Below are 18,782 nucleotides of genomic sequence, written 5' to 3'. Positions count from 1 at the left end.
TTTGTACAATAGATTTAATGAAGTGAGCAAGAGAGGTGAATGCTGATGGCAGACAAAGCATTTGGGTTACATGACGTCGTTGAAATGAAAAAACCCCATCCATGTGGTGCCAATCGGTGGAAAGTCATTCGTTTGGGCATGGATATTCGTATTAAATGCGAAGGGTGCGGGCACAGCGTGATGATCCCAAGAAGAGATTTTGAACGAAAAATGAAGAAAATTCTCGTCAAGCATGAGGAGCCAACTGCTTAAGTAGGCCTCATGCTTTTTTGATGAAATTTGTCTTTTGTTCAGAGAAACAGATGCAATTTCTTATTTTAAAGCTCCGATTTAGTCTTTTTGGTAATGTTTCTTCTATTGAAAATGCATGATGGTTAGCTTGTCTTTTCATGTAAACCTACTTATAATTGCTCTAGGTTCATATTACGCAGTATAACGAGCACGTTTCATATAGAGGAGATGAAAGAATGGCTTTAACAGCTGGTATTGTTGGCTTACCTAACGTCGGGAAGTCAACGCTATTTAATGCAATTACACAGGCTGGAGCGGAGTCTGCTAACTATCCGTTCTGTACCATTGATCCAAACGTCGGAATTGTAGAAGTTCCAGACGAGCGTTTGCAAAAACTGACAGAATTAGTGCAGCCAAAAAAGACAGTTCCGACTGCTTTCGAATTCACTGATATTGCTGGTATTGTGAAAGGTGCATCTAAAGGAGAAGGTTTAGGGAATAAATTCCTTTCTCACATTCGTCAAGTAGATGCAATCTGTCACGTGGTGAGAGCATTTGCTGATGATAACATTACACATGTGTCAGGTAAGGTTGACCCAGTGTCAGATATTGAAACGATTAATTTAGAATTGATTTTGGCTGATCTAGAAACGGTTGAAAAGCGTTTAACTCGTGTGAGTAAGCTAGCGAAACAAAAAGATAAGGAAGCGGTAGCTGAATTTGATATTTTGGAAAAGCTGAAGGACGCATTTGAAGCTGGAAAATCTGCAAGATCGGTTGAATTTACAGATGAGCAGCAGAAGCTTGTGAAGCAACTTCATTTACTCACGTCAAAACCTATTCTGTATGTAGCAAATGTGAGTGAGGACGAAGTAGCAGATCAGGACGGAAACGAATATGTACAGCAAATTCGTGAGTTTGCATCTGGCGAAAACGCTGAAGTCATCGTCGTTTGTGCGAAGATTGAGTCTGAAATTGCAGAGCTTGAAGGAGAAGAGAAGCAAATGTTCCTTGAAGAGCTTGGCATTAAAGAATCAGGTCTAGATCAGTTGATTAAAGCGTCTTATTCACTTCTAGGTTTAGCTACGTATTTCACAGCAGGTGAGCAAGAAGTACGTGCTTGGACATTTAAAAAAGGAATGAAGGCGCCGGAATGTGCTGGAATCATTCATACGGACTTCGAGCGTGGATTTATTCGTGCTGAAACGGTTGCTTATGAAGATTTACTAGCTGGCGGAAGTATGTCTGCTGCAAAAGAAGCAGGAAAAGTTCGTTTAGAAGGTAAAGAATATATAGTGAAAGATGGAGACGTTATTCATTTCCGTTTTAACGTATAGGTTCTTGTCATAGGCCAAGTAATTTGTTATAATATACAATTGTGAGTAATATAATTTATTGCTCCTTGCCCGTATAGGGCCGCTTAGACCAAAAGGAGGTGCAATCAGATGAGAAAGTACGAAGTTATGTACATCATCCGCCCAACAGTTGACGATGAGGCTAAAAAAGCAGTTATCGACCGTTTTAATAACGTGTTAACTTCTAACGGTGCGGAGATCACTGGAACAAAGGATTGGGGTAAACGTCGTCTTGCATACGAAATCAACGATTTCCGTGAAGGCTTCTACCAAATCGTAAACGTTCAATCTGACGCTGCAGCAGTTCAAGAATTTGACCGCTTAGCTAAGATCAGTGACGATATCATTCGCCACATTGTTGTTAAAGAAGAAGAATAAATCATTGAAATATATATTTAAAGGTGGTCTTTCAATATGCTAAACCGTGTTGTATTGGTCGGAAGACTAACAAAAGACCCTGAGCTTCGCTACACGCCTAATGGTGCGGCTGTAGCCACGTTTACTCTAGCTGTGAATCGTACGTTTACGAATCAATCTGGAGAGCGTGAAGCCGATTTCATTAACTGTGTTACTTGGAGAAGACAAGCCGAGAACGTGGCTAATTTCTTGAAAAAAGGAAGTCTTGCCGGTGTAGACGGTCGCTTGCAGACAAGAAACTATGAAAACCAGCAAGGACAGCGTGTCTTCGTGACAGAAGTTCAAGCTGAAAGTGTTCAATTTCTTGAGCCTAAAAGCGGCGGTGCTGGTTCAGGTGGATACAGCGGCGGTGGCAATAGCGGAGGCCAGTATTATGGCGGCAGCCAAAATGATCAGAATCCATTTGGAAATGAACCAAGTCAAAATCCATATGGCAATCAAAACAACCAAAATCGTAATCAGGGAAATAGCTTCAATGATGACCCATTTGCGAATGATGGTAAACCGATTGACATCTCCGATGATGATTTGCCATTCTAATTGATCTGAAAAAAATGACCAAAGGAAAGGTGTGAAAACAAATGGCAGGTGGACGCAGAGGCGGTCGTGCGAAACGTCGTAAAGTATGTTTCTTTACTTCTAACGGAATCACGCACATCGATTACAAAGATGTTGATCTTCTTAGAAAGTTTGTTTCTGAGCGTGGTAAAATTTTACCTCGTCGTGTAACAGGAACTAGCGCTAAGTATCAACGTAAATTGACATTAGCGATTAAAAAATCACGTCAAATGGCATTACTTCCATACGTTACTGGTGAGTAAGTCGTTGACTTAAAAGCGAAGGGCCTTGAGCTCTTCGCTTTTTTTATTTGTCTCACTTTTATGAGAAAGTCGTTTCTGGCAGTCTAACTAGGGGAAGTATGTAAAAAGAGAGTTAACGTGACAGTTTGTTCTATACAAATACTAGGTTAATCTGTCATATTGGTATTTTAAAATATACTTGCAGTCAGGGCGTGGGAAGATGATTGAATTTAAGAATGTATCGATGCAATTTTCTGATGACCGCTATGCCGTTCAATCTGTTGATTTGGAGATTCAGAAAGGTGAATTTTTTGTATTGATTGGACCTAGTGGAAGCGGGAAAACGACGACTTTGAAAATGATTAATCGTCTCATCTCTTCTACAGAAGGTGAGATTTACATAAAGGGTCGAACCATCAGCGATTATGATATTTATGAGCTGCGCTGGGATATTGGTTATGTGCTTCAGCAAATAGCGTTGTTCCCTCATATGACCATAGAAGAGAATATTGCTGTAGTGCCAGAGCTGAAACAATGGAAGCGGACTGAGACGAATCAGCGTGTTGATGAGTTGATGTTCATGGTGGGGCTTGAGCCTTCTACCTATCGACATCGAAAGCCAGCAGAGCTTTCAGGAGGACAGCAGCAGCGAGTAGGCGTAGCACGGGCACTTGCTGCTGATCCTGAGATTGTCCTAATGGATGAACCTTTTAGTGCGTTAGATCCACTGACGAGAGAGAAATTACAAGATGATCTGCTTGAGTTACAGCGCCGTATTCAAAAGACCATCGTTTTTGTGACACATGATATGCAGGAAGCCATGAAGCTTGGAGATCGAATATGTGTGATGAATGAAGGAAAAGTGGTGCAGGTTGGACGCCCAGAGGAATTGATTCAGCATCCAGTTAATCCATTTGTGCGGGAGTTTGTTTCAGGAGCTGCCCGTCATGTAGACCATCAAGCATTTGAGCTGACAACTATTTATCAGCCCATGCCTCAAGATGATCTGTTAGGCGATGAGGCGGTCTCCATCCATGCGACGCTGGAAGAGGTTCTATCTCGACTGGCAGAGCATGAAGAGCTTGTTGTTGAAAAGGATGGGGAACGGATCGGGCTCATCACTCGTCAAGCGGTGATTCAGTATTTAGCCGGTACTTCTGCTGAGAGGGGCGAGACACATGAATGAATGGACCAGTGTGCTATGGGCTCGAAAAGATCAGCTCGGACACGCCTTACTTGAGCATATTCAAATTTCCTTCATTGCGTTATTTCTAGCGATTTTGATTGCCATTCCATTAGGGATTTATTTAACGAGAGTCCCTAAGATAGCAGAGTGGATCATTGGGGTGACGGCTGTCTTGCAGACAATTCCGTCTTTGGCGCTGCTTGGACTGCTGATTCCTCTCGTTGGGATTGGTCAAGTGCCCGCAATTATCGCTCTTGTCGTCTATGCTCTTCTTCCTATTTTAAGGAACACATATACAGGCATTCGTGAGGTCGATCCGTCGCTGCGAGAAGCGGCGCTCGCTATGGGAATGAATCACCGCAAACGCTTATTAAAAGTAGAACTCCCTCTTGCTATGCCGGTGATCATGGCAGGTATCCGAACGGGGATGGTCCTGATTGTAGGGACAGCCACTCTTGCAGCTCTTATTGGGGCAGGTGGATTAGGGAGTCTGATTTTGCTTGGAATTGATCGAAATGATATGTCTTTGATCATCATTGGAGCTATTCCAGCTGCATTACTTGCGCTCTTATTTGATGTGGTTTTGCGGACACTTGAGAAAATCTCCTTTAAAAAAACCGTGATCTCTGTGACGGTCTTTGCTGTAATAGCAGGAGCAGTTGTCGCTGCCCCATTGCTGTTTCAACAAGAAAAGAAAGAGATCACCATTGGAGGGAAGCTGGGGTCAGAGCCTGAAATTTTGATCTCCATGTATAAGCTTTTAATTGAGCAGGATACAGATATCCAAGTCAATCTTAAGCCTGGTCTTGGTAAGACGTCCTTTGTTTTTCAAGCACTGCGGTCTGGTGATATTGACATCTATCCTGAATTTACAGGGACAGCGATTTCTGAATTTCTGAAAGAAACAGCGAAAAGCACGGATAAGGAAAAAGTGTATGAGCAAGCGCGCCAAGGTTTGGCGTCATCCTTTCAGCTTCAGCTTCTTCAGCCGATGGCTTATAACAATACATATGCTTTAGCCGTGCCTCAATCACTAGCGGATCAATATGATTTATCAAAGATTTCAGATCTGGGTCAAATCAAGAATCGTATACGTGCTGGCTTTACTTTAGAGTTTTCTGATCGTCAGGATGGATATTTAGGCATTCAAAAAGCTTATCAGTTTTCTTTTGACGATGTGGTCACGATGGAACCGAAACTTCGATATCGAGCCATTCAAAAAGGGAATATTCAGTTGGTCGATGCGTATTCAACAGACAGTGAATTGAGACAATACAAGTTGAAGGTGCTTGATGATGACAAGCATGTTTTCCCGCCCTATCAAGGAGCGCCCTTGCTAAGACAGGAGACATTAAAAGAGTATCCTGAGATTGAGGCCTCTCTCAACAAGCTCGCTGGTCAAATCACAGATGATGAGATGAGAGAAATGAATTACGAAGTCAATGTGAAGGGGAAAGTTGCATTCCAAGTAGCTGAAGCCTATTTAAAAAAGAAAAAATTGCTTCAATAATCAAAGGGAAGCAGGTCTGCTATATATAAAGCGACCTGCTTTTGAAAAGAAAAAAAACAAAAATCATTGACATCTATTTCAAAAAAGAATATCCTTAATTCGAGATAAATATATTTTTTGATCATATATCTCGAATTCGAGATAATATAAAAGCATCAGTCAAGACATAATGAGTAGGGACATGTTACGTCATGAAGAGGAGGTCATTAGAAGTGAAGAAAACAGAAGGAATTCACCATATCACAGCAATTGTTGGTCATCCTCAGGAGAACGTTGATTTTTATGCAGGTGTTTTAGGTCTGCGTCTCGTGAAAAAGACCGTCAATTTTGATGATCCAGGCACATACCATTTATATTTTGGAAATGAAGGAGGTTCTCCAGGTACCATTATTACGTTTTTCCCTTGGCCAGGTGCACAAAAGGGACAAATTGGAGCAGGTCAAGTAGGTGTGACAACATATGTCGTACCGACCGGTGCCTTCTCTTTTTGGAAGGAACGCCTTGAGCAGTTTGACGTTTCTTATGAAATGATTGAACGCTTTGGTGAGGCCTTTCTCTCATTTGAAGATCCGCACGGTTTATTGATAGAACTTGTAGAGCGTGAAGAAGGAAAACAGAATGACTGGACATTTAATGGGGTGACACCAGAAGTAGCGATTAAAGGGTTTGGCGGAGCTGTTTTATTAACTTCACAGCCTGAGCAAACGATGCAGCTGCTAGAGCAAACGATGGGACTTGAAAAAGTCGGCACAGAAGGAGATTATGTGAGATTCCGTTCGTTTGGAGAAATCGGCAATGTGATTGATGTGAACAAGACACCTGTTGCACGAGGACGTATGGGCGTAGGTGTTGTACATCATATTGCGTGGAGAGCAACGGATGATCAGGATCAATTAGATTGGCAAAGACATGTGGCGCAAAGCGGATATCAAGTGACGCCTGTGCAAGATCGAAATTATTTCAATGCGATTTATTTTAGAGAGCTTGGCGGCATATTATTTGAGATTGCGACCGATCCTCCAGGGTTTGCACACGATGAATCTGTGGAAACGATGGGTGAAGCGTTGAAACTGCCACCGCAATATGAGGCTCAGCGTAGTCAGATTGAACAAATCGTGCTGCCGATTGAGGTAAGAGAAATCAAAGGGAAAGGAGATTCATGATGAAGCATCTTTTTCAAAAAGGAAAGAATGAACAAAAACCTGTCCTTCTCATGCTGCATGGAACTGGTGGGACAGAGCATGACTTATTGCCGCTTGCAGAAGTGGTAGACCCTGAAGCATCTGTTCTTAGTGTGAGAGGGAATGTATCAGAAAACGGCATGCCGCGTTTTTTCAGACGTTTGGCAGAGGGTGTTTTTGATGAGCAAGATTTAATTGCGCGTACAGAGGAATTATATACATTTATCGGGGAAGCAGCAGATAAGTATGGATTTGATCGTCACAATGTTGTAGCCATCGGCTATTCAAACGGGGCGAACATTGCTGGAAGTCTGTTATTCCATTACGGAGATGCGCTGAAAGGAGCGATCCTGCATCATCCTATGGTCCCAAGACGAGGGGTTTCATTACCTTCATTAGCGGGGAAACAAGTCTTTATAGCAGCTGGTGAAAATGATCCAATGTGCCGTCCTGAGGAATCTCAGGAATTGGAGCAACTGCTTCAGGAGGCGGGAGCTTCCGTAACGCTTCATTGGGAAAATCGTGGACATCAGCTAACGAGAGAAGAAGTCGATGCTGCGGCATTGTGGTATCGTCGTCAATTTAAATAAGGTGGGGAATACAGGTGGGATTTTTACAGAAGCTATTTGGACAAACCAAACAAAAGGAGATGGAACAAGTGGAAAACGTAAAACTAGCGATTATTTATTATAGTTCAACAGGTACAAACTATCAGATGGCAAAATGGGCTGAGGCTGGAGCGAAAGAAGCTGGTGCTGAAGTCAAAATTTTAAAGGTTCCTGAATTGGCACCAGAAGCAGTTGTTGCATCAAATCCAGCATGGAAAGCACATTTAGATGAAACAAAAGATGTCCCTGAGGTTCAGTTAAGTGACTTAGAGTGGGCAGATGCCATTATTTTCAGCATGCCGACACGTTTCGGTAACTTACCGGCTCAAATGAAACAATTCTTAGACACAACAGGCGGTTTATGGTTCCAAGGGAAACTAGCAAACAAAGCAGTGAGTGCGATGACATCTGCACAAAACCCAAATGGCGGACAGGAGCAGACGGTTCTGAGCCTGTATACAACGATGTTCCACTGGGGAGCCATTATTGCCGCTCCTGGCTACACGGATGATTCCCTATACGGCGCAGGGGGTAACCCTTATGGTGTGAGTGTGACTGTTGACCAAAATGGAAAGATCCAAGAGGATGCAGAAGCAGCCGCAAAACATCAGGCGAAACGTACAGTGAATGTAGCAGAATGGATCAAAAAAGGTCAAAACGCTTAATAGATGTATACAAAAAGAATGCAGCCACTCCGCTGCATTCTTTTTTCATTAATAAGGATCTGAAGGGGTGCTGTTGTTGATCGCATCATTGACAGCCTGTGCCGCGCCTGTTGATCCAATTGGTCCGCTTGGCTCCTCTTGTTTGAAGGCTTTTAAGCCATCGGCCACACGTTTTCCGTAGTCAGGATCAGCTTTTGTAAAGTTTTCGATCATTTGGTCTTGGATGTCTTTTTGGCAGGTAGCTAAGGTGTTGACTAAGTTTTTAATCAGTTCCTCACGTTCCCAATCATTGAAGCGGCGATAGGTTTCTCCCGCTTGTCCGAAATTGTTCGGGCGGTCAATGGCTTCTCGTTTGACTTCACCCTCTACAAAAGGCGTATGATCCTTTCCATCTTGCTGCGCTTCTTTTAATCCCCCGAGAATGGACGGTTCATAATTCACATGGGGGTTTTGTCCTTTTCCTTGATCCACATGATATTCCATTTGCCCATCTCGCTGATTGGTGGCAACATGCTTTTTCGGGGCATTGATCGGCAGCTGTAAATAATTTGGCCCGACACGATATCGCTGCGTATCAGAGTATGAGAAGGTACGTCCTTGCAGCAATTTATCATCTGAGAAATCTAATCCGTCTACAAGAACCCCCGTCCCAAAGGCAACCTGTTCCACTTCTGCAAAATAATTTTCTGGATTTTTGTTTAGCACCATTCGTCCGATCGGTTTCCATGGATAGTCATCCTTGTACCAGAGCTTTGTCGGATCGAGTGGATCAAAGTCTAGATGGGGGTGGGTGTCATCTTCCATGATTTGAGCGTATACTTCCCATTCAGGATGATCCCCTTGTTCAATGGCTTCATATAAATCCTGTGTGGCATGATTAAAGTTTTCCCCTTGAATGGCTTGGGCTTGTTCTTGTGTCAGGTTGCGAATCCCTTGCTTCGGTTCAAAGTGATATTTGACCAGTACTGCTTTTCCTTCATGATTCACCCATTTATAGGCATGGACGCCAGAGCCTTGCATGTGCCGGTATGTGGCGGGAATGCCCCATGGTGAGAAGAGAAATGTCACCATATGTGTTGCTTCAGGTGATTGTGAAACGAAATCAAAAATGCGCTCGCCATCCTGACGATTGGTGACAGGGTCAGGCTTAAAGGCATGAACCAAATCAGGGAATTTCAAAGCATCTCGAATAAAGAAAATTTTGAGGTTGTTCCCAACAAGATCCCAGTTGCCGTCTTCTGTATAAAATTTGATCGCAAATCCCCGTGGATCGCGTAAAGTTTCTGGTGAATGTCCGCCGTGAATAACAGAAGAGAATCGAACGAAGACAGGGGTCTTTTTTCCTTTCTCCTGAAATAATTTGGCTCTTGTATAAGTGGAAATGGGTTCGTCACCGAATGTACCGTAGGCTTCAAAGTATCCGTGTGCGCCGGCACCTCGTGCGTGAACGACACGTTCAGGGATGCGTTCACGATCAAAATGACTGATTTTCTCTAGGAAATCGTAGTTTTCAAGCGTAGTCGGTCCTCGATTCCCAACGGTTCTCATGTTTTGATTATCTGTTACCGGGTGACCTTGTCGATTCGTCAAGGTTTCTTCTGACTCTGAAGATGATGTAGGCTGTTGATCTTCTTTCAAGGTAGAATCCCTCCTTCAATATCTCCCTAACAATATGGTCATGTTGCTCCCTATTTCATACAAGGATTGATATAATGAGTGAAAACTTTTATGAGGAGCGGACCTAATGATTCGATTACACTGCCTTCACGCACATCCATCTAATATTTCTTACATTGACGACGCTTTCTATGACACAGGATTTGATCTGCATCACATCGTCGATTCATCATTTATGGAACGAGCCAAACAAGATCCCGCATTTGATCTTGAGCAGCAGCAAACCTATGCCATCAACAGACTCATGCAAGAAGGAGAGGCTGATCTTGTTTTATTAACGTGTACACAATACATTGCGGCTTTGGGGGAGCAGCAGCACCTGTTCAAACAACCAATTGTTTCGATAGATGAGCCGTTATTTGAGCAGATTTGTGAGCGAGAGGGTCCGCTTCAGCTGGTGTTTTCAAACCCAGATACAGTAGAAGGAACGATGAAGCGACTGTCTTCATATGTAAAAGAGCGGGGAAAGCAGTTGAAGGCAGAAGTGGTTGTGCTAGAGGATGTCTTTCATCTTTGCTTGAACGGTGATATACAAGCCTATCATGAGCGAATCATGGAACAGTTAAGGCAATCTGTGAAGCAGCAGCATGGAGATATTTGTGTGATGCAGCTCTCGATGGTTCACGCTGCAAAGCAGGTGGAGCAGGAAACAGGAGTGTCCATCATTCATCCGCTATCACCACTTAAACCATTTGTTTATCAAAAAATAACGGCTTTAAAAGAGTGAACCCGTCAGGTTCGCTCTTTTTGTATAGAAACGTAAATGGGATGACATGTTAAAAAAATAATGGAGCGCAAACTATTTTTAACAGGTGCGCGTCTATCCAATGTAAGAAATAACAGATGCGCATTTAAGATAAAGGAGCTCTTTGTAAAATGAAGAAACGAAAGATTGATGATCAATTTGCGGATTACGTAATGGAGCATAAACACAGTTTTTATCGATTGTCCTATAGCTATGTCAAAAACCCAGAAGATGCGATGGATGTCGTTCAAGAGGCGATTCATAAAGCACTCAAATCTGTTCACCGATTAGAGGATGCGACCAAGATGCATAGCTGGTTTTATAAAATCGTCGTAAACGCTGCCCTCGACTTTTTACGAAAGAAGAAGCGTGTGCAAGTGACAGACGATGACACGCTGGAATTTTTATCACAGGGTGAATCGGATGTCTATGAGGATCAAGATGTCAGACGGGCGATAGAAGATTTGCCGGAGATGTATCGGGTCATCATTATATTAAGATTCTTTGAGGATTTAAAGCTAGAGGACATTGCTCATATTCTTGGAGAAAATGAAAACACCATTAAAACAAGATTATATAAGGCGTTGCGGCTTTTAAAAGTAGAATTATTGCAGGAGGAAATATAAATGGATAAGCATTTGGAACAGTTAAAAGAGGAATATTTAGAAATCCCTATTCCCCCGGAATACGATGCTATGGTTGAACGGACATTAAAACGAAAAAACAAGAAACCTCATTTTCAGAAATGGACGATCGGACTTGTTGCTGCGGCTGCTTTATTTGTCACCACTGTAAATGTCAGTCCGCAGGCAGCAAGAGCGATTTCAGAAGTACCCGTCATTGGAGAGCTTGTGAAAGTCGTGACGTTCACAGAATTTAAAAAGAGCGATCAGGGAACAAATATTGATCTCAAAACACCACACGTTTCAGGGCTTGGGGACGGAAAATTACAAGACAGCCTGAATCAAAAATATTTAGCTGAAAACAAAAAGCTGTATCAAGATTTTGAAAAGGAAACAAAGGGTTATAAAAATGGTCATTTGAGTGTAGAGAGCGGATATGAAGTAAGAACAAATAATGATCAAATTCTTTCACTAGGTCGATACAAGGTGACAACTCAGGCTTCTGCGGCAGAGGAAATGACATATGATACGGTGGATAAGAAAAACCATGTACTCATTACATTACCAAGTCTGTTTAAAGATGACCGTTATATTGATGTGATTAGTGAAAATATTAAAGAACAAATGAAGAAACAGATGAAAGAGGATTCAAATAAGATTTACTGGATGACGAAGCAAGATACGGTTGACCCGTTTAAGAAGATTCAGCCAGATCAAAGCTTCTATATCAATTCAAAAGGCAAACTGGTGATTTCCTTCAACGAATATGATGTGGCGCCTGGTTACATGGGTGTAGTTGAATTCACGATTCCAACAAGTGTGCTAAAGGATGTTCTTGTCAGCGATATGTACATTCATTAAAAGAAGAAAAAAGACTGCTGAAGATGTCAGCAGTCTTTTTATGTTTATGAAGAAAGTGCGTCTGTTAGTGCAGGCACGACTTGTTTCTTTCTTGATACAACACCTTTGAGTAAAGCAGTGTTGTTTTCAAGTGTGACATTAAATGCTTTTTCTACTTTTGCTGCTTCAGCACCAAGGGCAAGCGCAAGAGAATCATTTTCTAGAATGTCTGTGATCACTAAAACAAATAGATCAAGACCTTTCGCTGCGATAACTTCATTGATTTTTGCTTCGATGTCAGCTTGTCTTGCTGTTACTTCAGCAATATCAACTGTATTAACTTGTGCAATTTCGACTTTGCTGTTACCTAGTGCAAATTCTTTTGCATCCAGTGTGATTAATTCTTGAACTGTTTTTTGGCTTAGGTCAGCTCCTGCTTTCAGCATATCTAAACCATATACGTCAGGGTCTACTCCTGCGATTTTTGCCAGCTCATGCGCAGCATCAACATCCTGCTGTGTGCATGTTGGGGATTTGAATAGCAAGGAATCAGAAATGATCGCAGACAAAAGCAAACCAGCGATTTCTTTTTCAATTGTGACTTGGTGCTCTTTGTACATTTTGTTTAAGATCGTTGCTGTGCAGCCAACTGGCTCAGCACGATAGTAAAGAGGTTCACTTGTTTCAAAGTTGGCAATACGGTGATGGTCAATGACCTCTGTCACTTGTACTTGATCAATATCGCTTACACTTTGTTGGAATTCGTTATGATCGACAAGAATGACTTGTTTTGTTTCGTTTGCAGCCGTTTCAATGAAACGAGGTGCTTCTTGTTTAAAGAAATCTAATGCGTATTGTGTTTCTCCATTGGTTTCTCCAAGTCTGACAGCTTCTGCTTGAACGCCAATTTTGTTTTTCAGATCAGCGTAAGCGATAGCAGAGCAAATCGTGTCTGTGTCAGGGTTTTTGTGTCCGAATACGAGTGTTTTTCCCATGTGAATTCTCCTTCTTACTTTTATTGATGATGTTTCTATTCTAACAGCTTTTGACCTTGAATTCAGGGTTTATAGCTAAGAATAATCTAAAAAATTGTAACATGCTGTCTGAAAAGTTGCATGTACAAGACGATCTAAGTTGTTCCACGTGAAACGCTCTTGGGATAGCCTGCATTTTACTTGCGATTTGCGGCTATGGTAAAATAAAGGTTGGGTCAAGATATGACGGAGCGTACATCGTACGTATACATAGAAGTACACATTGAGCAAGATATAGAAAAATGATTGGATTGAGGTGAAGGTGTGAAACAAACAAAAGCGTTAGTAGAAGGCGCTATCATGATCAGTATTTTTGCGGTAATGACGCTGTTTTATTTGTATGTGCCACTTTTATCCATTATTTTCTTCATGGCTGCTCCGATTCCGATCATTCTCTATACAATCAGGCATGGCTTGAAAAAAGGAATTGCGGCTGGCGCTATTGGCATAGTGATCAGCTTTTTAATTGGGTCTATTAATGGGCTGTTAAGTGCGCCAATGCTGATTGCTGTTGGAATAGGTATGGGTGTTTTCTACAGCAGGAGGCAGCCAGGTCAGGCTATCATTACGGGTGCGCTGATCTACTTATTCAGTTTTCTCATTTACTTTGTTGTCAGTGTCCAGCTGTTTCAAGTAGATATACTGGGTGTCGCAAAGGAATCAATTGACCAAATCATGCCGATGGTAGAGAGTACCTTAAAACAATCTGGCGCTTCTGATCAGGACATAGCAAAACAACTCAAGCAGTTTAGAGAGATGCAGGATACGGCATTAAATTCTTTACCTGTAGCGCTTTTGATTTTTGTCACGCTGATGTCTTTCGTCAATCATTGGTTTGTGCGGCCGTTGATCAAACGGTTTGTTCCAGACATGCCAGCTCTTAAGAAATTTAAGGATATGCGACTGCCAAAAAGCATGGTATGGTATTATTTACTCACACTGCTTTTGATGCTGATTCAGCCGGAGAAAGGCAGCTTTTTATCGCTCGTGCAAACGAGTGCTTTTCAAATTTTATTTATACTGGTGCTTATTCAGGGCTTTTCTTTTATCTTCTATTATTGCCACGAAAAAAACATCTCAAAAGTGGTACCCATTTTTGCCGTCGTATTGACGATTCTCTTTCCGCCAATCGGTGTGATTGTGCGTATTATAGGGATTGCTGACATAGGCTTTGATTTAAGAGAAAAAGTAAAAACAAATAATTCACTCTGAATGTTGAGGAGTTGATATCAGTGCCAAGCTTCTATCGAAAACCTGTCATCAAGTATCCGATCTTCGCGTTAATTGTCCTTGCGGTGATCACAGTCCTCCTCAACCTTTATTTTAATTGGATCATAGGAGCGGTTGGTCTTTTAGTCCTTGCGGGTGTGCTCTACTTTTTAAAGTGGGCAGATACGCAGGTACAAAAAGAGATTGATTCATATATTTCAACATTATCCTATCGAGTCAAAAAGGTTGGAGAAGAAGCATTAATGGAGATGCCAATTGGTATTATGCTGTTTAATGACCAGTATTATATCGAATGGACCAATCCATTTCTCGCTTCGTGCTTCCATGAAAGCACACTTGTCGGCAGATCCTTGTATGATACATTTGAATCCATTGTGCCTCTTATTAAACAAGAGGTTGAGACAGAAAATGTGACGCTGAATGACCGGAAATTCAAAGTCATTATTAAACGGTCAGAGCGCCTTTTATATTTCTTTGATGTCACGGAACAAGTGCAGATTGAAAGACAGTATGAAAATGAACGAACGGTGTTATCTTATATCTTTTTAGACAATTATGATGATGTGACGCAGGGTCTTGATGATCAGGTACGTAGCGCGATAAATAGTGAAGTCACATCGCTGTTAAACAATTGGGCACAAGAATATGGCATTTTCCTAAAAAGAATTTCATCTGAACGATTTATGGCGGTATTAAACGAGAGCATCTTAGCAGAGCTTGAAGCGTCGAAGTTTTCCATTTTAGACGAGGTTCGTGAGAAAACAGGGGCACATAGCGCCACGCTTACCCTTAGTATTGGAATCGGTGCGTCTGTTCCTTCTTTAAAAGAACTTGGCGCACTTGCGCAGTCAAGTCTTGACCTTGCCCTCGGACGAGGCGGGGATCAGGTAGCGATTAAACAGCCGAATGGGAAAGTGAAATTCTACGGCGGAAAAACCAATCCAATGGAAAAACGGACACGAGTACGCGCACGGGTCATTTCACATGCTTTAAAAGAAATTGTATCTGAAAGCGGTAATGTCATGATCATGGGGCATAAGTTCCCCGACATGGATTCTATCGGTGCCTCGATCGGGATTTTAAAGGTTGCTCAGGCGAATGGAAAAGAAGGTTACATCGTCATTGATGCCAACCAGATCGGGGACAGCGTTCAACGCTTAATTAGTGAAATTAAGAATTATGAAGAACTTTGGTCCCGTTTTATCACGCCTGAGGAAGCGATGGAGCTTGCAAAGGATGACACATTGCTTGTGGTCGTAGATACACATAAACCGTCCCTTGTGATGGAAGAACGACTGCTAAATAAGATCGAAAACGTCGTTGTCATTGACCACCATAGACGTGGTGAGGAATTTATCCGTGATCCTTTACTTGTCTATATGGAGCCGTATGCTTCATCTACAGCAGAACTTGTGACAGAGCTGTTAGAGTATCAGCCGAAGAAATTGCGGATTAACATGATTGAAGCCACAGCACTTCTTGCTGGGATCATCGTGGATACGAAGAGTTTCTCCCTCAGAACGGGGTCAAGAACGTTCGATGCAGCATCCTACCTTCGTGCAAAAGGGGCAGATCCTGTCCTTGTGCAAAAGTTTTTGAAAGAGACAGTCGATCATTACATCAAACGGGCAAAGCTCATTCAGCATACAGAGCTGTATCAAAATCAGGTAGCGATTGCTTCCTTGCCGTCTGACAGGTCTGAGTATTATGATCAAATTACGATCGCACAAACGGCTGATTCTCTCTTGTCGATGAGTGAGGTTGAAGCATCATTTGCTGTCGCAAGGCGAGATGACGATACGGTTTGTATTAGTGCAAGATCGTTAGGGGATATCAACGTTCAAATTATTATGGAAGCATTAGATGGCGGCGGTCATTTGACTAACGCTGCGACCCAGATTTATGGTATAACCATTGAAGAAGCGGTAGAGAAGTTAAAAGCTGCCATAGACGAATATTTCGAAGGAGGGGTTCAAAGATGAAAGTCATCTTTCTAAAAGACGTAAAAGGCAAAGGGAAAAAAGGCGAAGTCAAAAATGTAGCTGACGGATACGCTCACAACTTTCTCATCAAACAAGGGTTAGCTGTTGAAGCAACTCCAACGAACCTAAGTGCATTGGAAGGGCAGAAAAACAAAGAGAAAAAGAATGCCATCCAAGAGCTTGAACAAGCAAAACAATTAAAAGAAACACTTGAGGCGTTAACAGTGGAACTCACTGCGAAATCAGGTGAAGGCGGTCGTCTATTTGGATCGATTACAAGCAAACAAATCGCTGATAAATTGCAAAAAGAACATCAAATCAAACTCGATAAGCGTAAAATCGAGTTGAATGATGCCATTCGTGCGTTAGGATTCACAAATGTACCGGTGAAACTTCACCCAGAAGTACAAGCAACATTAAAAGTACACGTCACAGAACAAGCATAAACAGAAAAGAACCCGTCTCCTCGTGAGACGGGTTCTTTGTTTATGATGGATCTGAAATATAGACGCTTCGTCCAGCACGCATACCGGATATAAACATGAAAAATAGGACGATGATAAAGATGATAATGGCTGGCGTCCATGTATGTGTCACATCAAAAAGGATACCGATCATGAATGGACCAACAGCGGCTAATAAATAACCGAGTGACTGCGCCATTCCAGAGAGGGCAGCTGCTTGTTCCATATTGGTTGTTCTTAATCCGATAAATGTGAGGGCAAGACTGATACTGGCCCCTTGTCCGACGCCGATGAATAGCACAGAGATGACAAGAATAGGCGTCGACCCTCCGAGAAGGAGACCAATCATGCCGAGTAAATACACAAGGACAAGGCCGACGACAAGCGGTCTTTGCGTTTTTAATTTTTCTGCAAAAACTGGCGTTAAGAAGGTGGATGGCAGACCAGTGAACTGCATAATAGAGAGCATCCATCCCGCTGTCGCCAGGTTCATGTCATGTGATGTCAAAATATCAGGAAACCATGCGATACTGCTGTAGAAAAGAAATGATTGCAAGCCCATAAAAAAGGTCACCTGCCAAGCGACACGTGAACGCCATATTGGCTGCTCTTTGAGCGAAATGCTTTTGACAGCCGCTGTGTTCTGATGAAGAAGCTGCGGCGCCCACACCATCATCGCAAGAAGGGCAAGTCCGGCCCAGACAAGGAATGATGTATTCCAGCCCCCAGGCATCGCATGACTGAGCGGAACACTGACACCAGATGCAAGTGCAGCAAAAACGGACATCGATGTCGTATACACGCTTGTCATTAATCCAGCATGTGCAGGGAATTTATGTTTCACAAGTCCAGGTAAAAGCACATTACAAATCGCAATCCCGACGCCTACTAGCGCCGTTCCCATCATTAAAAAGGTGATGCTGCCAAATGAACGAATGACAATCCCAAAGAGCAGGACAGCAAGCCCAAGCCAAAGTGTTCGTTCATTCCCAAGACGTTTTCCGATTTTAGGTGCAATGGGAGATAGCAATGCGAATGAGAGCAGTGGTAATGTCGTGAGGAAACCAGCCAGTCCATTTGAAAGCTGTAAATCAGAACGAATGGCACCGATCACAGGACCAACAGACGTAATGGCTGGCCTCAGGTTAAAGGCAATGAGTAAAATCCCAGCAATCAGCAAAATGGTTTGCCCTGTACTGCGAGGATGAAATGTTGATTTTTCTAGTTGTTGTTCCATGAATGTAAACTCCTTTATTTCTTTAAGGACGATCTTTCTTCTGTTCAAGCTCCGCTAATTTAGCTAATAAGATGTGCTGCGGCATATGCATGATTTGCTCTAACGGTACATTGAGTGATACAGCAAGCTTTTGTGCGGTATCGGCTGAGATTTGTAAAGGTCTCATGCGCAAATCCCTCCTCTTTCAATCTATACGTTCCAATATACCATATCGACTTTGTGACTTGCTGATAAAAAATTTGGGTTTTCTTTTATAAAACCACTTGATGGCCGATAAGAAATTTTTTTGAAATTGTTTCAGATGGTGGCCCTCTCCTTGTTCAATGTGAAAGTGAAGCTTTCGTTCCTGCATCCCTTTCTGTAATAAAAGATCATGGAGTTGTTTGTTGAATAAAGGCATGTGCTGTTGGGCAGATGTTTTGCCTTTCCCTTCTTCACTGCCTACAGACAAATAGACAAGGTGGTCCACAGACTGAATGCTTTGTTGTTTAGCAAACGATAGAAAATCTGGATACCAAAATGACCCGGAGAGGGACGCGATGTTTTTAAAAAGGTCAGGGTACATGAATAAGGTATAAATAGCAAAGAGTCCACCTAATGAAGCACCTACGTGGCTATGTTCATGACCGGTCTGTTTAACTGGGTATTCTCTTTTGATATATGGAAGCAAGTCATTTTCTAAAAATGACACATATGTCTGTGCCTCACCTTTAAAGTCAGGGAATCCAGAATGCAGTGATGATGCTTTCCATGGTGTATATTCGTCAAGTCGATTGAAGGGGTGTATACCGACGATGATGATTGGCGAGATGGTTTTGGCTTCAATCATGCTTTCGATCTCTAGCAGGTGGGTTCTAAACAAAGAAGAGCCATCTTGTACAAAGACAGCTGGAACATCAATAGAGGTGTCCGGTGGAAGGTAAATATCAAGCTGCCGCCCGTTCAATTCGTCATATAGAAACGTTCCGTTCATGTGTATTCTCTCCTTCAAGTTTTC

The 18,782-nt window shown here is 42.3% G+C and carries 21 protein-coding genes; 16 read left to right on the top strand and 5 right to left on the bottom strand.

All coding sequences use genetic code 11. The features are described from left to right. Positions 1-45: 45 nt before the first annotated feature. From ID12_RS04765 to wrbA, 10 genes are all read left to right on the top strand, one after another. A complete protein-coding gene (locus tag ID12_RS04765; protein WP_008347561.1) occupies positions 46-252 on the top strand; it encodes a DUF951 domain-containing protein in 207 nt (68 codons plus the stop codon). 215 nt (positions 253-467) lie between these two features. Next, positions 468-1,568: a redox-regulated ATPase YchF gene (gene ychF, locus ID12_RS04760; protein WP_007497458.1), complete on the top strand. Its 1,101-nt coding sequence runs from the start codon at positions 468-470 to the stop codon at positions 1,566-1,568. Positions 1,569-1,676: 108 nt separating this feature from the next. Further along, complete coding sequence (gene rpsF / locus ID12_RS04755) at positions 1,677-1,964, top strand: 30S ribosomal protein S6 (RefSeq protein ID WP_008347557.1); 288 nt, start codon at positions 1,677-1,679, stop codon at positions 1,962-1,964. 36 nt (positions 1,965-2,000) lie between these two features. Continuing rightward, positions 2,001-2,543 carry a single-stranded DNA-binding protein SsbA gene (gene ssbA / locus ID12_RS04750; RefSeq protein ID WP_007497456.1) on the top strand — a complete coding sequence of 181 codons (543 nt, stop codon included), beginning with the start codon at positions 2,001-2,003 and terminating at the stop codon, positions 2,541-2,543. Positions 2,544-2,584: 41 nt separating this feature from the next. Continuing rightward, a complete protein-coding gene (gene rpsR / locus ID12_RS04745) occupies positions 2,585-2,824 on the top strand; it encodes a 30S ribosomal protein S18 (RefSeq protein WP_008347556.1) in 240 nt (79 codons plus the stop codon). Between the two features lie 199 nt (positions 2,825-3,023). Next, positions 3,024-3,989, top strand: coding sequence for an ABC transporter ATP-binding protein (locus tag ID12_RS04740; protein WP_035704107.1), 966 nt, complete (start codon positions 3,024-3,026; stop codon positions 3,987-3,989). Next, the gene (locus tag ID12_RS04735) at positions 3,982-5,499 is read left to right on the top strand and encodes an ABC transporter permease/substrate-binding protein (protein WP_050826816.1); all 1,518 of its coding nucleotides are present in this window, start codon (positions 3,982-3,984) and stop codon (positions 5,497-5,499) included. The genes ID12_RS04740 and ID12_RS04735 overlap by 8 nt, the downstream gene beginning before the upstream one ends. Positions 5,500-5,690: 191 nt before the next feature. Next, the gene (locus ID12_RS04730) at positions 5,691-6,662 is read left to right on the top strand and encodes a ring-cleaving dioxygenase (RefSeq protein WP_007497450.1); all 972 of its coding nucleotides are present in this window, start codon (positions 5,691-5,693) and stop codon (positions 6,660-6,662) included. Beyond that, entirely contained in the window at positions 6,659-7,270 is a 612-nt protein-coding gene (locus ID12_RS04725; RefSeq protein ID WP_050826815.1) for an alpha/beta hydrolase, read from the top strand. Before ID12_RS04730 ends, ID12_RS04725 begins: the two co-directional genes overlap by 4 nt. A 59-nt stretch (positions 7,271-7,329) precedes the next feature. Further along, positions 7,330-7,953: an NAD(P)H:quinone oxidoreductase gene (gene wrbA, locus ID12_RS04720; protein WP_045034926.1), complete on the top strand. Its 624-nt coding sequence runs from the start codon at positions 7,330-7,332 to the stop codon at positions 7,951-7,953. A gap of 48 nt (positions 7,954-8,001) precedes the next feature. Here wrbA and katX read toward each other — a convergent pair whose 3' ends face one another. After that, entirely contained in the window at positions 8,002-9,501 is a 1,500-nt protein-coding gene (gene katX / locus ID12_RS04715; RefSeq protein ID WP_230677060.1) for a catalase KatX, read from the bottom strand. A 196-nt stretch (positions 9,502-9,697) separates the two neighbouring features. Between katX and ID12_RS04710 the strand changes: the two genes are divergently transcribed. The 3 genes from ID12_RS04710 (at position 9,698) to rsiV (ending at position 11,859) form a co-directional block, all read left to right on the top strand. Continuing rightward, on the top strand, positions 9,698-10,357 hold the full coding sequence (locus ID12_RS04710; RefSeq protein WP_050826814.1) for a hypothetical protein: 660 nt from the start codon (positions 9,698-9,700) through the stop codon (positions 10,355-10,357). Between the two features lie 149 nt (positions 10,358-10,506). Further along, entirely contained in the window at positions 10,507-11,001 is a 495-nt protein-coding gene (locus tag ID12_RS04705; protein ID WP_050826813.1) for an RNA polymerase sigma factor SigV, read from the top strand. Continuing rightward, the gene (rsiV, locus tag ID12_RS04700; RefSeq protein WP_048001995.1) at positions 11,002-11,859 is read left to right on the top strand and encodes an anti-sigma-V factor RsiV; all 858 of its coding nucleotides are present in this window, start codon (positions 11,002-11,004) and stop codon (positions 11,857-11,859) included. 44 nt (positions 11,860-11,903) lie between these two features. Here rsiV and ID12_RS04695 read toward each other — a convergent pair whose 3' ends face one another. Next, positions 11,904-12,833, bottom strand: a complete 930-nt coding sequence (locus tag ID12_RS04695) for a manganese-dependent inorganic pyrophosphatase (protein WP_050826812.1) — start codon at positions 12,831-12,833, stop codon at positions 11,904-11,906. Between the two features lie 303 nt (positions 12,834-13,136). On the opposite strand from ID12_RS04695, the gene ID12_RS04690 reads away from it, so the two are divergent. From ID12_RS04690 to rplI, 3 genes are read left to right on the top strand one after another with little or no spacing between them, the layout of a single operon-like run. Then, positions 13,137-14,084, top strand: a complete 948-nt coding sequence (locus ID12_RS04690) for a YybS family protein (protein WP_017368456.1) — start codon at positions 13,137-13,139, stop codon at positions 14,082-14,084. A gap of 20 nt (positions 14,085-14,104) precedes the next feature. Next, positions 14,105-16,084, top strand: coding sequence for a DHH family phosphoesterase (locus ID12_RS04685; RefSeq protein WP_017359884.1), 1,980 nt, complete (start codon positions 14,105-14,107; stop codon positions 16,082-16,084). Beyond that, the gene (gene rplI / locus ID12_RS04680; RefSeq protein ID WP_050826811.1) at positions 16,081-16,530 is read left to right on the top strand and encodes a 50S ribosomal protein L9; all 450 of its coding nucleotides are present in this window, start codon (positions 16,081-16,083) and stop codon (positions 16,528-16,530) included. The genes ID12_RS04685 and rplI overlap by 4 nt, the downstream gene beginning before the upstream one ends. Before the next feature lie 40 nt (positions 16,531-16,570). Here rplI and ID12_RS04675 read toward each other — a convergent pair whose 3' ends face one another. The 3 genes from ID12_RS04675 to ID12_RS04670 are packed head-to-tail and all read right to left on the bottom strand — an operon-like array spanning position 16,571 to position 18,758. Continuing rightward, the gene (locus tag ID12_RS04675; RefSeq protein ID WP_050826810.1) at positions 16,571-17,785 is read right to left on the bottom strand and encodes a CynX/NimT family MFS transporter; all 1,215 of its coding nucleotides are present in this window, start codon (positions 17,783-17,785) and stop codon (positions 16,571-16,573) included. 22 nt (positions 17,786-17,807) lie between these two features. After that, positions 17,808-17,951, bottom strand: a complete 144-nt coding sequence (locus tag ID12_RS18765; RefSeq protein WP_080987766.1) for a YycC family protein — start codon at positions 17,949-17,951, stop codon at positions 17,808-17,810. Positions 17,952-17,969: 18 nt separating this feature from the next. Further along, positions 17,970-18,758, bottom strand: coding sequence for an alpha/beta hydrolase (locus ID12_RS04670; RefSeq protein ID WP_035704090.1), 789 nt, complete (start codon positions 18,756-18,758; stop codon positions 17,970-17,972). Positions 18,759-18,782 lie beyond the last annotated feature (24 nt).

The sequence above is a fragment of the Bacillus altitudinis genome (assembly GCF_001191605.1).
In the GTDB taxonomy this organism is placed as follows: domain Bacteria; phylum Bacillota; class Bacilli; order Bacillales; family Bacillaceae; genus Bacillus; species Bacillus altitudinis.
The sequence above is the reverse complement of the archived record's forward strand: the minus strand, read 5'-3'. Positions and strand labels throughout refer to the sequence as shown.

Coding starts and splice junctions, on each gene's coding strand:
- ID12_RS04765 (WP_008347561.1), top strand. CDS start 46: ATGGCAGACAAAGCATTTGGGTTACATGACGTCGTTGAAATGAAAAAA.
- ychF (WP_007497458.1), top strand. CDS start 468: ATGGCTTTAACAGCTGGTATTGTTGGCTTACCTAACGTCGGGAAGTCA.
- rpsF (WP_008347557.1), top strand. CDS start 1,677: ATGAGAAAGTACGAAGTTATGTACATCATCCGCCCAACAGTTGACGAT.
- ssbA (WP_007497456.1), top strand. CDS start 2,001: ATGCTAAACCGTGTTGTATTGGTCGGAAGACTAACAAAAGACCCTGAG.
- rpsR (WP_008347556.1), top strand. CDS start 2,585: ATGGCAGGTGGACGCAGAGGCGGTCGTGCGAAACGTCGTAAAGTATGT.
- ID12_RS04740 (WP_035704107.1), top strand. CDS start 3,024: ATGATTGAATTTAAGAATGTATCGATGCAATTTTCTGATGACCGCTAT.
- ID12_RS04735 (WP_050826816.1), top strand. CDS start 3,982: ATGAATGAATGGACCAGTGTGCTATGGGCTCGAAAAGATCAGCTCGGA.
- ID12_RS04730 (WP_007497450.1), top strand. CDS start 5,691: ATGAAGAGGAGGTCATTAGAAGTGAAGAAAACAGAAGGAATTCACCAT.
- ID12_RS04725 (WP_050826815.1), top strand. CDS start 6,659: ATGATGAAGCATCTTTTTCAAAAAGGAAAGAATGAACAAAAACCTGTC.
- wrbA (WP_045034926.1), top strand. CDS start 7,330: ATGGAACAAGTGGAAAACGTAAAACTAGCGATTATTTATTATAGTTCA.
- katX (WP_230677060.1), bottom strand. CDS start 9,501: ATGAGAACCGTTGGGAATCGAGGACCGACTACGCTTGAAAACTACGAT.
- ID12_RS04710 (WP_050826814.1), top strand. CDS start 9,698: ATGATTCGATTACACTGCCTTCACGCACATCCATCTAATATTTCTTAC.
- ID12_RS04705 (WP_050826813.1), top strand. CDS start 10,507: ATGAAGAAACGAAAGATTGATGATCAATTTGCGGATTACGTAATGGAG.
- rsiV (WP_048001995.1), top strand. CDS start 11,002: ATGGATAAGCATTTGGAACAGTTAAAAGAGGAATATTTAGAAATCCCT.
- ID12_RS04695 (WP_050826812.1), bottom strand. CDS start 12,833: ATGGGAAAAACACTCGTATTCGGACACAAAAACCCTGACACAGACACG.
- rplI (WP_050826811.1), top strand. CDS start 16,081: ATGAAAGTCATCTTTCTAAAAGACGTAAAAGGCAAAGGGAAAAAAGGC.
- ID12_RS04675 (WP_050826810.1), bottom strand. CDS start 17,785: ATGGAACAACAACTAGAAAAATCAACATTTCATCCTCGCAGTACAGGG.
- ID12_RS18765 (WP_080987766.1), bottom strand. CDS start 17,951: ATGAGACCTTTACAAATCTCAGCCGATACCGCACAAAAGCTTGCTGTA.
- ID12_RS04670 (WP_035704090.1), bottom strand. CDS start 18,758: ATGAACGGAACGTTTCTATATGACGAATTGAACGGGCGGCAGCTTGAT.